Source organism: Pedobacter chinensis, assembly GCF_003339865.1.
GTDB lineage: Bacteria > Bacteroidota > Bacteroidia > Sphingobacteriales > Sphingobacteriaceae > Pedobacter > Pedobacter chinensis.
This window is the reverse complement of the sequence record NZ_QPKV01000002.1, coordinates 94,680-108,352: the sequence shown is the minus strand read 5'-3', so window position 1 is coordinate 108,352 and position 13,673 is coordinate 94,680. Positions and strand designations below refer to the sequence as shown.

The window sequence follows — 13,673 nt, the reverse complement described above, 5'->3', positions numbered from 1 at the left end:
GACTTTCATCTTGCCACTTGATACTCAATTCTTGATACTAAAAACATGTCAAACCTAAAATTTAATCCACGTAATCTTATTTTATTGTTAATGATATTGGCAATTACGGGATTTCGCTTGCTGGTTACTTTCAATTCAGATGAGTTGAAGTTTGCCAACTTCTCATCAATAGGAGCGGTAGCTTTGTTTGGTGGTGCCTATTTTAAAGATAATTTAAAAGCATTTGCCTTTCCATTATTAAGTTTATTTTTAAGCGATTTCATCTTAGCCACAACAATATTTAGCAAATACAGTACTGGTTTCTTATATGAAGGTTGGTATTGGACTTATATTGCTTTTGCCTTAATGGTTCTTACTGGCAGGGTACTATTACAAAAAATTAACGTTGTTACTTTATTGGCATCAACTTTAACAATTGTTTTCATCCATTGGATCGTAACTGATTTTGGTGTGTGGTTTCAAAACCCATCTTATCCCCAGAATTTTGCTGGTTTTTGGTTGTGCCTGGAAAGAGCAATTCCATTCGAGATTAGGTTTTTAGAAGGTACGTTAATATATGGAGCAATTTTATTTGGCGCTTTTGAAATATTGAAAACGAAGTATCCTGTTTTAAAATTACAAGCTCAAAAAGCTTAATATTTAATTAAATAATTCATTAAAATCCCCTTTTGTTTCATTTCAAAAGGGGATTTTTTTTATCTTTCATGCTTAACATTTTCCAGAATGATGAAATTAGTGGTTTTAACCGGGGCAGGAATAAGCGCTGAAAGTGGATTAAAGACTTTCAGAGATTCAGATGGACTATGGGAAGGTTACAATGTTTATGATGTGGCCACACCAGAAGCCTGGGAAAGAAATCCTGAATTGGTACAAGCGTTTTATAACGAACGAAGAAAACAGATTTTAGCAGCTGAACCGAACAGGGCTCACTACACTTTAGCTGAGCTTGAGAAAAATTTTGATGTTGAAATTATCACTCAAAATATTGATGATTTACATGAAAGAGCAGGCTCCTCAAAGGTTACCCATCTTCATGGCATTATAACAAAATCACAATCAAATCGTAAATCAGATTTAACCTACCCAATAAAAGGCTCGGAAATTAAAATGGGTGAGCTCTGTGAACTGGGCACTCAATTACGTCCTCATGTGGTGTGGTTTGGAGAAGCCGTGCCAATGATCGAAGTAGCAGCGAAAATATGTCAGCAAGCGGATCTTTTCGTACTTATCGGCACTTCTTTAGCAGTATATCCGGCTGCAGGTTTAATCGATTTTGTACCGTCAATGGCTCCAAAATATATCATCGATCCTAAAACCCCTGATGTTAGGCGATATAATAATATCGTAAACATTGAGAAGAATGCGGTTTCGGGCGTTGCTGATTTGAAAAAAATTCTTGTGGATGAGAAATAAAAAGACTTGCATTTTTAACTGGAGCGGAGGAAAGGATAGTACTTTAGCGCTCCATTATGCTTTGCAAGATCCTACAATTGAAATTAAATATCTGGTAACTACGGTCACTGAACAATATAACAGAGTTTCCATGCATGGAGTACGGGAAGCTTTATTGATCAGCCAGGCTCAAAGCATCGGGATTCCACTTTATCAAATCAGATTGGGGGAAATGCCTGATATGGAAACTTATGATAACACGATGCGTTTACATCTTTCGAAATTTAAAGAAGAAGGAATAACACATTCTATTTTTGGCGATATCTTCTTGGAAGATCTTCGCATTTATCGCGAAACCAAGCTAAATGAAATTGGACTTACTGCTATTTTCCCACTTTGGGAAAAGGATACTGATCACTTAATTAATGAATTCTTAAGTTTGAACTATAAAACAATCATAGTTTGCGCACAAGAAAGTTTAGAACACCTTTGTGGAAAAATAATCACCAAAGATTTAATTGCAAAACTTCCTGTCGGTGTTGATCCTTGTGGCGAAAACGGTGAGTTCCATACCTTCGCATTTGAAGGACCAATCTTCAAAAATACAATCCCATTTAAATTAGGAAATAAGGTTTTTCGAACATATCATGCTCCAAAAGAAGGGGATGGCGATAAAGAAAATGATCTTCCATCAGCATCATCATTAGGGTTCTGGTATATCGATTTGTTAAATTAGTTTGAATTTTTAAAACACTTTGGCATCATTTTTTCTTTATAAGTTATAATTAACTAAAATAACACATCCTAATGAAACCTGCTAAGCGAGGTTAGGTAGCAAAGCAAGATTCACATAAAACAAAAAGTTATGAAAAAGATATTTGTAGTAATCGCATTAAGTTCTGTTATGTTTGCTTGTAATAATAAGGCCAAAGAAGAAGCCGAATTGAAACAGAAGGAAGCTGAAAAGCAGTTGGCAATTAAAGCCGTTAAAGATAGTTTAAGATTGGATAGCTTCAAAAAAGCTGAAATTGTAAAAAAAGAACAGGCTGAAGAAGCTAAGCATCAGGCTGAAGTGGCCGCAGCAAGAAGAGCAGGTGCTAGTTCTGCCAGGTCGTATGCAAGTTCTGGGGGCAGTAACTCAAGTTCATACGGTGGTACACAACCAACCGCTAAGAAAAAAGGCTGGAGTGATGCTGCTAAAGGAGCGGTGATTGGCGGTGCAGCTGGAGCGGTGGGCGGTGCTTTAATTGACAAGAAAAAAGGCAGAGGTGCCGTGATTGGCGGATTGGTTGGAGCTGGTGGTGGCTATTTAATCGGTAGAGGTGAAGATAAAAAATCTGGCCGCGTTCAACCTAAAAACTAGTTATGTAAATAATTTTAATTCAACTATTCTTTTTAAGAATTAAGTTATAAAGAGAGTGTTCAAAAGACACTCTTTTTTTATGCTTTAATTTTAAATGAAAATATTTAAAGTCAGTTTTGTTCAATATGTTAAAAGGGTTTGTGTTCATGAATCTCAATGATTAAAAATCATCATAGCACTGAAGAACAGATATGTTCGTGGAGTGAAGCAATCTTTCCAATACAGAACACAATTACTACAGCAAAATAGATTGCTTCGTAATTTCTCAACGCAATGACAATTGAGAGAGAAACCACCTGAAGCATTTATCCTATGGTGTGTGACCCACAGACCATTGCAATATTCCCTGCGCTACAGCTTTTCTTTTGAAGACATCTTTGAACATCTGAATAAATCATTCTATATTTAGAAAAACAAAAATCCATGGCAGAGAATAATAATAATCACAAAGGACAAATTCAGCACTTCGTTATGTTTTGGTTAAAGCCTCAACTTACAAAAACTGAGATAATCGATTTTGCAAATTTCTTTGAGAGCTTAAGGCCGATTAAGCTTATTCAATCCCTTCATTATGGGTTGGCTGCAAATACACCTGTACGTTCCGTAACAGATAATTCATTTACTTATTCACTCACAATTACGTTTAACAGTATTGAAGATCATAATGCTTATCAGGAAGATCAGATCCATTTAGATGCTGTAGAAAAATTCTCAAAAAACTGGTACAGAGTAGTGGTTCATGATACGTTAATTTCTTAAAATTCTTAAAGCAAACTTATCTGCTTGTTGAGGTTTTTGATCGATAATTCTCACATACTCTTTAGTTAAAAGCTTAAGAAGCGAGCTCAATTATTGTTTTTGAAAATTTACGGTTTATTAGGTAAAGTTTTGAGTTAGGAGTAATTACCAGGTTACTTACTAATAATTTGGTTAAAAACATACCCGAAATAAAGTTTCGTATTGAAATTTAATTAATTAATTATCAGTTATTTAATCAAATTTACATAAATTAATTAATTAATAAGTAGACTAGCGCTAAGACCAAAAGACATTAGTTTATCAAAATAAAATTTTGTTTATGTTAATTAACTACTATAAATCAATAACTTACATATGATTACATTAACTAAAACTGATGTCTTTTGTAAGCTAATGTAAAATCTGTGCGCATGGACTTGAAGCGTTCAATCACAGTGGCAATAAACTCTTCATCTAAGATTTCAAACACATCATTTACACCACCTCCACTCAGATCTAATTCTGCAAGCTTATAGCTTTGTTCGAAAGTGCCTTGCTCAAATTTCACAATGTATTTCTGGTTCATAAGAAATATACTAATCTTACATTCTGGATGTGGAAGTTCTGCTATAACTCTCATTTTATGGCTTAATTTTTTAATAATTGAATAGTTATTTATTTAATTTAAATTTTGTGTAATTGAAATTCCATTTAACGTGCCCCAGCTTTTTATTATTTCAAACCGGGCAAATAGTTCTTCTGAATACCATTGGCGTGCTCTGGTAAGCTTAATCACATCTGAATGATCAACTGATTTATAAGCATAATTTTTCATGCTTTCCGCATCCTTCCATACGGAAAAGGTGGCTTGATCTAAAAATGGATTTTCTCCAATACCTGCTGAAAGAATATAACCATCGGCTTGCCGCATGGAATTCGCTGCCCGTTTTATGTTGCTTCTAAATTCTTTTACTTTATTTAACCTGATTGCTGCTCTGGTAATCACAGCTATATTTCCATTAGTATTATTATTTTTATCATCTACTATAAATGGCTGTACACCAGACCACAAACCATGTGAAGATAAAGGTTTAAGTAATACGGTAAATTCTTCTTTTCCAAAAAAACGGAACCATTTTAATGCGAAAGACTTATCGTAAAAATCCTTACACTCATTTTGGTTATCCCATGTTGTAAGTAAAGCCCAATGCCTAAAATCGGGCGCCAAATCTACCTGAGCATCCTTACCACTTCCCATCAGCTTCCAGAACCGACATCTTTTATTTAACCATAATGGAATACGCAGAATAGCCATTCCTAAAAAAGCAAATGGAATAGTATACCCTCTGAACTTGGTAATGGTTAAAGCTGCAATCATTTATGTTTATGGCTATTGATAATGATGTCAAAACTAAGGAAATTAAAATATCATCTTCATTCAAATTTTTGTCATTATCATGTCTTGATCCTAAAATCAACAAAATCCTCCTTAACTTTGGTTTATGGCAGAAGATTTAATGATCATCAGAACCACCACGAAAGCAGAACAATATCAATCTTTGATCCCTCAAATTGAAGGTTTGCTAATGGGAGAAACGGATTTTGTAGCGAACATGGCAAATGTGGCTGCAGCATTAAAAGAGCAATTCAATTGGTTTTGGGTTGGTTTTTACTTGGTTAAAAACGATGAATTGGTTTTGGGTCCTTTTCAAGGTCCGGTAGCTTGTACAAGAATTAAAAAAGGAAAAGGTGTCTGCGGCTCATCATGGGCGCAAATGAAAACCTTGATTGTACCTGATGTTGATGAATTTCCAGGACATATCGCTTGTGCATCGGCCTCTAAATCTGAAATAGTATTACCATTGATTAAGGATGGGGAAGCAATTGGAGTATTAGATGTAGATAGTGAATTTCTGAATCACTTTGATGAAACAGATCATATTTATTTAGAGAAAGTTATAACTGTTTTAGTAAATCAATACATCAAATAAAATTGAAGTTATCTCCCGAATATTACCTAAATGACGATGTGGTCAGTTTAGCAAAAGACTTGTTAGGAAAGGTACTTTATACAAACATTAACGGGCAGATTTCTGCTGGAATAATCGTTGAAACAGAAGCATATTTTGGAATAAAGGACAAGGCATCTCACGCTTATGGTGGGCGTAGAACCAATCGCACAGAAACCATGTATGCTCCGGGTGGAGTCGCTTACGTATATTTATGCTATGGCATGCACAATCTTTTTAATGTTGTAAGTTCTGTTATTGATGATCCACATGCTGTTCTAATCAGAGCTATCGAACCCCTTGTTGGTAAAGACATCATGGAAGAGAGAAGAAATATGCCTTCTACGAAGGGTGCGATTACTTCTGGACCTGGCTCAGCAGCAAAAGCACTGGGAATTGACCGTTCTTTCAACTCCAAAAACTTAAATGGTAATGAAATATGGATAGAAGATCATCAGATTTCTTATCCGGAGGAAGCCATTGCGGCCAGTCCGCGTGTGGGGATTGCCTACGCGCAGGAGCATGCCTTATTGCCCTGTCGATTTTTTGTTAAGGGAAATAAATATGTGAGCAAACCAAATAAGGTTTAGCTTTCCAAAACATTTCGTTCCTCACGCTGTTTTTCATTCAAATATCCAATAGCATGAAAAACGAAAAGAATATATCAATTTTAAAAGAAATGGCAGAGGGTGTACGTACCTGTATGTTTACAACCTTCTCTGCAAGTGATGAATTTGGAAGCAGGCCAATGGGCACCGCTAAAATTGAAGATGACGGTAGTATTTGGTTTTTTACAAATGAATATTCACTAAAATCTAAAGAGATTTCAAAAGAAAACAATGTATTGCTGGCTTACAGCGATCCATCAAAAAACACCTATTTAACTGTAAAAGGTAAAGCTGAATTAGTAGATGATCAGGTAAGAAAGGAAGCTTATTTTTCTCCCTTCATTAAGGCCTGGTTTCCCGATGGAGCAGATGATCCCAGGTTAATTCTAATTAAAGTTACACCTGAAGAAGCCGAATATTGGGATGCTTCATCATCAAAAATAGTGGTATTGTTTAGCATGTTGAAAGCTGTTGTTACTGGTGATACACCAGATCTGGGTAAGCATGATACCATGAAATTTTAATTTTAAATACTTTCTTTATTAGGCAGGATTGGAAACAATACCTGCTTTTTTTGTAATATTGAGGTAATGAATTTAGAAAATACTTTGGCCTTCGCTAAAAGACAAGATGAAGCCGACGAACTAAGAGATTTCAGGAATCAATTTTTATTTCCAAAGCATGAAGATCAAAATTTTATATATCTATGTGGTAACTCTTTAGGCTTGCAACCTAAAGTGACAAAAGAGGTTATGAGCCATCAATTGGATAACTGGGCTAATTATGCAGTTGAGGGTTGGTTCGATGGTAATGAACCCTGGATGTTTTATCATAAGGAGCTAAAAAAACTAATAGCGCCAATTGTCGGCGCGCTTCCAGTAGAGGTTTGCCCGATGAATACGCTCACTGTTAACCTCCATCTATTAATGGTAAGTTTCTACCAACCGAAAGGAAAACGCTTTAAAATCATAATGGAAGGCGGAGCTTTCCCATCAGATCAGTATGCAATAGAAAGTCAGGTAAAATTTCATGGTTATGAGCCAGATCAAGCTATTATAGAAGTTTTTCCGCGAAAAGGAGAAGATGTGCTTCGAACAGAAGACATTATCATTAAGATCAAAGAAAATAAAGACGAAATAGCACTGGTTCTTTTTGGGGGCATAAATTACTATACAGGACAATGGTATGATATGGAAGCCATTACAAAGGCAGGACATGAAATCGGCGCCATTGTTGGGTGGGATTTGGCGCACGCAGCCGGGAATGTTCCTGTTAAATTGCATGACTGGGGTGTCGATTTTGCTTGTTGGTGTTCCTATAAATATCAGAATTCTGGTCCTGGTGGAATAAGCGGGATATTTGTTCACGAAAAACATTTTTCCAATCAGGATTTAAATCGTTTTGCAGGCTGGTGGGGTTATCAGGAGAACAAACGTTTTAAAATGGAAAAAGGATTTATTCCTGAAAGCGGGGCTGACGGATGGCAGGTTAGTTGTACGCAGGTTATGCCAATGGCATTATATCATGCATCTTTACAAATATTCAATCAGGTTGGAAGTTTTGAGAAATTAAGAAATAAAAGTATTGCTTTAACTAATTATCTTGAATTTACTATAAATGAGGTTAATAAATCATTAGGAACCAATCAATATACAATCATTACTCCACAAGATCCTGCAAGTCGTGGTGCTCAATTATCAATCATTGCATCGCAAAATGGGAAACAGATTTTTGATGGTTTGATGGAGAATCACATCCTTGGTGATTGGCGTGAGCCGAATGTGATTCGCCTGAGTCCAGTACCCCTTTATAATTCTTTTGAAGATGTTTTTCTAACTGGCCAGGCATTACTTGCTATTACTAAGAAAATTTTAAAATCAAGTTAACTTATGATTAATTACAACCCGAAAGACTGGTTTACATTTATATTTCATATCCACAAAGCGGACACTTTTAGAAAGCTATGGCCGCTTATGATTAGCATATCGATATTCTCTGCTTTTGTTGCATTTCTGGAACTTAATGTTTTTAAACTTTCCAAAAGCGATTATGTTAGTAATATTGGTATGATGCACAGCCTTTTGGGCTTTGTTATTTCTATGCTTTTGGTTTTTCGTACCAACACGTCCTATGATCGATGGTGGGATGGACGCAAGCTTCTAGGATCATTAACCAATGTGAGCAGAAATTTTGCCATGAAAATTAAGGCTTTGAAATTACCTGATGATGATGTTCGCTTTTTCGAATACGGCATTCCTAAATATGCCTTTGCTTTAAAGGAGCACCTTCGCGAGAAACAATATTTCGGAAAAAACAGCTTTTTAATTGAAGTAGAGGATGGAAAGCATATCCCAAATCAAATTGCCAGCAGCATGATTACCAGACTTTATGAGTTGCTAGAGAAAGGATTGATTTCACAGGAACAATTAATCATTTTAACTATTGATGTAAATCAATTCACTGATATTTGTGGAGGCTGTGAGCGTATTAAAAACACCCCAATTCCTTATTCATACAGTGCATTTATCAAAAAATTTATCTTTATTTATGTCCTTACCATTCCCATCGGATGGGTATTTAGTCTGGGGTATTATTTAGTTTTAATCGTACCGTTTATTCTCTATGTATTAGCGAGTTTGGAACTTATAGCTGAAGAAATAGAGAACCCATTCGGCGAGGATGCAAACGACCTGCCTGTAGATCAGATTTGCAATAATATTGAAAAACATGTAGAAGAGATTCTGAGTTGATGATTAGAATTGCATGGCATCCTTTGTACGCCCATCCTTTACCAGAAGGGCATCGATTTCCAATGTTGAAATATGAGTTGATCCCTGAGCAACTACTTCACGAAGGAACAATAGAGCATATCAATTTGTTTAGCCCTGAACCTGTTTTGGAAGAGACAATTCTTTTCACTCATGAACAACAATATTGGGAACAATTGAGAGATTTAACGTTACCAGCAAAAGAACAAAGGCGAATTGGTTTTCCATTAAATGCTCAATTGGTGGAGCGTGAATTAAGAATTGTACAAGGTACTATTGATGGAGCATGTTTTGCTTTAAATAATGGAATTGCATTTAATGTGGCTGGCGGGACACATCATTCAGGAAGTAATTGGGGAGAAGGTTTTGTTTATTAAATGATCAGGCTGTTGCAGCTAATTATCTATTAAATAGTAAATTAAGTAAAAGTATATTAATTATAGATTTAGATGTACACCAGGGAAATGGAACTGCAGAAATTTTTAATAAAGATTCGAGAGTATTTACTTTTTCCATACATGGCGACAAAAATTTTCCATTTCGAAAAGAAATTTCAGACCTCGATGTTCCGTTGAAAGATCACGTTCAAGACGAGGAGTATTTAAACTTACTGGAAATGAACTTGAAAGTGGCATTTGAAAAGTCTAAACCCGATTTCGTGTTTTATCTTTCAGGAGTTGATGTGCTTTCCACCGATCAGCTTGGTAAATTATCGCTGAGCAAAGCCGCTTGTAAAGAACGGGACAGAATAGTTTTGCAAGCCTGTAAAAATAAAAATTTACCTGTTCAAATCAGTATGGGTGGAGGCTATTCTGCAGATATTAAAGATATTGTAGATGCGCATTGCAATACTTACCGATTAGCATTTGATTTAGTTACTTAATACAATATCCTTATCTTCGCCGCATGTTGGAGATTATTTATCAGGATGAACATTTAATTGCCATTAACAAGCCTCATGGTTTGTTGGTACATCAATCATCTATTGCCAGAGATGCTACTGAATTTGCTTTACAAATGCTTCGCGATCAGGTAGGAAAGCATGTTAGCCCAGTACACAGGCTTGATAGAAAGACCAGCGGGATCTTACTTTTTGCTTTTGATAAGTCATCTGAAATTGCTATGCATCAGCAATTTATGAATGGAGAAACTGATAAAGAATACTTAGCCATATTAAGAGGTTTTAGTCCTGATAGCATGGATATTGATTATCCTTTGGCAAAAGAAAATGGAACCATGCAGGATGCATATACATCTTTTAAAACATTGCAAAGAGCAGAAGTTGACATCGCATTTGGAAAACATTCAACTTCCAGATACTCTTTGGTAAGCGCAACTCCAAAAACAGGTAGAATGCACCAGTTAAGAAGGCATTTTAGTCATATCCTTCATCCAATAATAGGAGATAGAACGCACGGATGCAATAAACAAAACAAGTTCTTTTTAGAACAATGGAATATGACCACCATGCTTTTGCACGCTTCAGCGTTAAGCTTTTCACATCCAGTTACTTCAGAAAGAATTCACTTAAAAGCTGATTTGCATAGTGAGTTTAAAAGAGTGATGGATTTCATGAAAATGAAACTCTAGCACAATTTTTGTCAGGAAAAACTGTTTATAAATCATCTATGAATAAATACTTACGTTTAGCTTTCCCCGTTTTAGCACTTTTTGCCAGCAGTTGTTCTTCAGTTTATATGCCTAATGTTCCCAATACGCCCATGCTTAGTCAGCAAGGCGAGTTTAGTGGTGGCGGACATATTTCGCTTAAAGGTAATGCCAGTATCAATGGTGCATATGCAGTGTCTAATCACCTAGGTGTTCTTTTTAGTGGTTCAGCAATGAATAGCGAACGAAAATCGAAAGATTTTGATCATAAGTTAATTGAAATTGGCGGAGGTTATTTTGATACTTTTGGTCCTGATAACAATCGAATCATTGAAATTTATGGTGGTGTTGGAAAGGGTTGGAGCGATATTACTTTCAGAGATTACAAAGATGATGTACTCATTAGTAGTGAGTTGCAGGAGGTTGATTATAGAAAATCATTCTTACAAGTTAATTATAGTTCTAAAAAGAAAAATAACCTGAGGTTGTTTGGAAAAGACTTTCCAATAAATTACGGAACGGCATTAAGAATCAGTCATGTAAAAATGGATCGATTCTTTTTAAATGGTGTTGTTCAACGTAAGGAAGATAACATTTTCTTTGAACCTATTTTCTTCACAAGAATGGCACTTAGCAAGGTAATTCAGCTTCAATACACCACGAGTAGTAATATTGGATTGAAGAATAGAGATTACATGTCTGCAGGAAACTCAATTTTCACTATTGGTGTAGTTGTAAATGTGGGGGGTAAATAACAGCTAAACCGTATACTGTCATTTTCAAAAAGCAAAGAATGATAAGGAATTATTAGACTTTTTTTGGCTAAGGATGAGTTTAGCGTAGAAGGGATTAAAAATACTATTAAGCTCTACAATAAACGTAACCCTATTACACTATAGCACTACTGCGATTTAAATTCTTTGTTTTATTCTGAAACCTCAAAAATAATAGGATAGAGGCGGTTAATAAACCAAGTGTTAAACCATACCAAATTCCGTTAACACCTAAGCCAAAATGGAAGCCCAAAACATAACCAACTGGAATCCCAACTACCCAGTAAGCTAAAAATGTAATGAAAGTTGGAATATTTACATCCCCAATACCTCTTAATACACCAAGCCCAACAACTTGAGTGCCATCAAACAATTGAAAAAAGCCTGCAATAATTAGCAGCTGTGCTGCAATAGGCACAACTTTTAAATCCTCTGTGTAGATAAAAGGCAATACTTTATTTGCAGCCATGAAAATCAAAGCTGTACATGACATAAATAATAGAATCACATGATAGCTGGCAATCGCCGATTTGCGCAGATCATCAAAATTATTTTTACCAAAATTATTGCCCGTTTTAATGGTTGCGGCAGAGGCCACTCCACTGGCAATCATATAAGTCATAGCGGCCAAGCTAATCGCAATTTGATGCGCAGCTTGTTCTACAGCACCGATTGTACCAATCAATACGGCGGCCCCACTAAAAGCGCTGATTTCAAAAGCGTACTGCATAGCAACAGGAGCTCCAATTTTAATAATTTTAATCGCTCTGATCTGATCTATAAACGTTGCCTTAAAATTAACGAGGTACTTCTTAAAATTCTCTGAACGTAAAACATAAATAGCCATTACGGTAGCCATCAAAAGCCTGTCAATAAGAGTACTTAATCCAACACCGCTAACCCCCATTGATTTTATGCCAAACATTCCCTTTACGAAAATGATGCCCAAAGTAATATTTAATGCATTGCCCCAAATAGAAATAAACATAGCCTGTTTTGTAAAACCCAATCCTTCTGCAAACTGCTTAAAGGTTTGGAAGATCAGAAGGGGGATAATAGAAACCGATAGTAAACCTAAATAAGGCTTAGCATAAGAAACAACAGCAGGAGTTTGATTTAAATGATCTATGATCAATAATACACCAAAATGAACAAGCAAGTATAGAAAGATTCCTATCAGAATATTAATGATCAAGCTATTGGATAAAAGCTTTCCACATTCTTCATAGTTCTGGCGACCATTTTCCTGAGCAATTAATGGGGTTAATCCGTAGGAAATTCCTAAACCTATAACCATGATCAGAATAAAAATACTATTCACTAACGATACGGCAGCGAGTTGAGTGGTATCAGTAAAATGACCTACAATGATACTATCGGCCATATGTACTAAAGTATGTCCAACCTGAGAACCTACAATAGGTAATGCCAGATGAAGATTTTCTTTATAATAGGGTTTATATCTGGCGTAAATTTTAGAAAACATAAGTTTGCAAAGGTCGGTTTTTTTAATTTCAAAAGAAACGATTAGCCAAAAGTTAATTATTCATGGCATTTGGTTCAGGAATGACGACCGTTCATTTTTGGTTTTTTAAGTTTGATACCTAGCCACCACGTCATGTTGAACTTGTTTCAGCATCTTTTCCGTTATGTGTTCACACCATTTAGGTTCTGAAATAAATTCAGGATGACGACCGTTCATGTATGGTTTTTTAAGCATAATACCTAACCATCACGTCATGCTGAACTTGTTTCAGCATCCTTTTATGCGATGTGCTCATGCCATTTAGGTCCTGAAACAAGTTCAGAATGACGACCGTTCATATATGTTTTTTTAAGAGCACCTTACCAAGCCACCACGTCATGTTGAACTTGTTTCAGCATCTTTTCCGTTATGTGTTCACACCATTTAGGTCCTGAAACAAGTTCAGAATGACGACCGTTCATGTTTGGTTTTTTAAGCACCTTACCAAGCCACCACGTCATGCTGAACTTGTTTCAGCATCTTTCATGCGATATGCTCATGCCATTTAGGTCCTGAAACAAGTTCAGGAAGACGACCGTTCGTGTATGGTTTTTTAAGCGCCTTACCAACCCACTACGTCATGGTGAACTTGTTTTACAAGTGTAAGTATTAACTTTAAAGGTCTTGTAGCTACTTCGTGATCAGCATCTTTTTATGCGATATGCTCATGCCATTTAGGTCCTGAAACAAGTTCAGGAAGACGACCGTTCGTGTATGGTTTTTTAAGCGCCTTACCAACCCACTACGTCATGGTGAACTTGTTTTACAAGTGTAAGTATTAACTTTAAAGGTCTTGTAGCTACTTCGTGATCAGCATCTTTTTATGCGATGCGTTCATGCCATTTAGGTCCTGAAATAAATTCAGGATGACGACCGTTCATGTGTGGTT

General features: G+C 35.9%; 15 protein-coding genes and 1 pseudogene. 13 read left to right on the top strand and 3 right to left on the bottom strand.

Annotated elements, in window-relative coordinates; genetic code table 11:
* Window positions 1–45 precede the first annotated feature (45 nt).
* The 5 genes from DU508_RS01690 to DU508_RS01670 all read left to right on the top strand — a co-directional run bounded on the left by DU508_RS01690 (window position 46) and on the right by DU508_RS01670 (window position 3,514).
* Window positions 46–636: a DUF6580 family putative transport protein gene (locus DU508_RS01690; protein ID WP_115401121.1), complete on the top strand. Its 591-nt coding sequence runs from the start codon at window positions 46–48 to the stop codon at window positions 634–636.
* Window positions 637–723: 87 nt separating this feature from the next.
* Entirely contained in the window at window positions 724–1,413 is a 690-nt protein-coding gene (locus DU508_RS01685; RefSeq protein WP_115401120.1) for an SIR2 family NAD-dependent protein deacylase, read from the top strand.
* On the top strand, window positions 1,403–2,128 hold the full coding sequence (locus DU508_RS01680; RefSeq protein WP_115401119.1) for a Dph6-related ATP pyrophosphatase: 726 nt from the start codon (window positions 1,403–1,405) through the stop codon (window positions 2,126–2,128). The genes DU508_RS01685 and DU508_RS01680 overlap by 11 nt, the downstream gene beginning before the upstream one ends.
* A 129-nt stretch (window positions 2,129–2,257) precedes the next feature.
* Window positions 2,258–2,755: a YMGG-like glycine zipper-containing protein gene (locus DU508_RS01675; RefSeq protein ID WP_115401118.1), complete on the top strand. Its 498-nt coding sequence runs from the start codon at window positions 2,258–2,260 to the stop codon at window positions 2,753–2,755.
* Window positions 2,756–3,178: 423 nt separating this feature from the next.
* Window positions 3,179–3,514 (top strand): Dabb family protein, encoded by a 336-nt coding sequence (locus DU508_RS01670; protein ID WP_115401117.1) that lies wholly within the window; start codon window positions 3,179–3,181, stop codon window positions 3,512–3,514.
* A gap of 367 nt (window positions 3,515–3,881) precedes the next feature.
* Here DU508_RS01670 and DU508_RS01665 read toward each other — a convergent pair whose 3' ends face one another.
* Together DU508_RS01665 and DU508_RS01660 are read right to left on the bottom strand one after the other, a co-directional pair.
* The gene (locus DU508_RS01665) at window positions 3,882–4,133 is read right to left on the bottom strand and encodes a hypothetical protein (RefSeq protein ID WP_115401116.1); all 252 of its coding nucleotides are present in this window, start codon (window positions 4,131–4,133) and stop codon (window positions 3,882–3,884) included.
* Window positions 4,134–4,172: 39 nt separating this feature from the next.
* Complete coding sequence (locus DU508_RS01660; RefSeq protein WP_115401115.1) at window positions 4,173–4,871, bottom strand: DUF3291 domain-containing protein; 699 nt, start codon at window positions 4,869–4,871, stop codon at window positions 4,173–4,175.
* 124 nt (window positions 4,872–4,995) lie between these two features.
* On the opposite strand from DU508_RS01660, the gene DU508_RS01655 reads away from it, so the two are divergent.
* From DU508_RS01655 to DU508_RS01620, 8 genes and pseudogenes are all read left to right on the top strand, one after another.
* Window positions 4,996–5,484 carry a GAF domain-containing protein gene (locus tag DU508_RS01655; protein WP_115401114.1) on the top strand — a complete coding sequence of 163 codons (489 nt, stop codon included), beginning with the start codon at window positions 4,996–4,998 and terminating at the stop codon, window positions 5,482–5,484.
* A 2-nt stretch (window positions 5,485–5,486) separates the two neighbouring features.
* A complete protein-coding gene (locus DU508_RS01650) occupies window positions 5,487–6,092 on the top strand; it encodes a DNA-3-methyladenine glycosylase (protein WP_115401113.1) in 606 nt (201 codons plus the stop codon).
* Between the two features lie 53 nt (window positions 6,093–6,145).
* Window positions 6,146–6,634, top strand: coding sequence for a pyridoxamine 5'-phosphate oxidase family protein (locus tag DU508_RS01645; protein ID WP_115401112.1), 489 nt, complete (start codon window positions 6,146–6,148; stop codon window positions 6,632–6,634).
* A gap of 66 nt (window positions 6,635–6,700) precedes the next feature.
* Entirely contained in the window at window positions 6,701–7,996 is a 1,296-nt protein-coding gene (kynU, locus tag DU508_RS01640; protein WP_115401111.1) for a kynureninase, read from the top strand.
* A 3-nt stretch (window positions 7,997–7,999) separates the two neighbouring features.
* Entirely contained in the window at window positions 8,000–8,860 is an 861-nt protein-coding gene (locus DU508_RS01635) for a bestrophin family protein (RefSeq protein ID WP_115401110.1), read from the top strand.
* A pseudogene (locus tag DU508_RS24290) lies at window positions 8,860–9,761 on the top strand (histone deacetylase family protein). The gene DU508_RS01635 and the pseudogene DU508_RS24290 overlap by 1 nt, the downstream one beginning before the upstream one ends.
* Before the next feature lie 23 nt (window positions 9,762–9,784).
* Window positions 9,785–10,468: a pseudouridine synthase gene (locus DU508_RS01625; RefSeq protein ID WP_115401109.1), complete on the top strand. Its 684-nt coding sequence runs from the start codon at window positions 9,785–9,787 to the stop codon at window positions 10,466–10,468.
* A gap of 38 nt (window positions 10,469–10,506) precedes the next feature.
* Entirely contained in the window at window positions 10,507–11,241 is a 735-nt protein-coding gene (locus DU508_RS01620) for a hypothetical protein (protein ID WP_115401108.1), read from the top strand.
* A 133-nt stretch (window positions 11,242–11,374) separates the two neighbouring features.
* Here the strand turns inward: DU508_RS01620 and DU508_RS01615 are convergent, their stop codons facing one another.
* Window positions 11,375–12,745, bottom strand: coding sequence for an MATE family efflux transporter (locus tag DU508_RS01615; RefSeq protein WP_115401107.1), 1,371 nt, complete (start codon window positions 12,743–12,745; stop codon window positions 11,375–11,377).
* Window positions 12,746–13,673 lie beyond the last annotated feature (928 nt).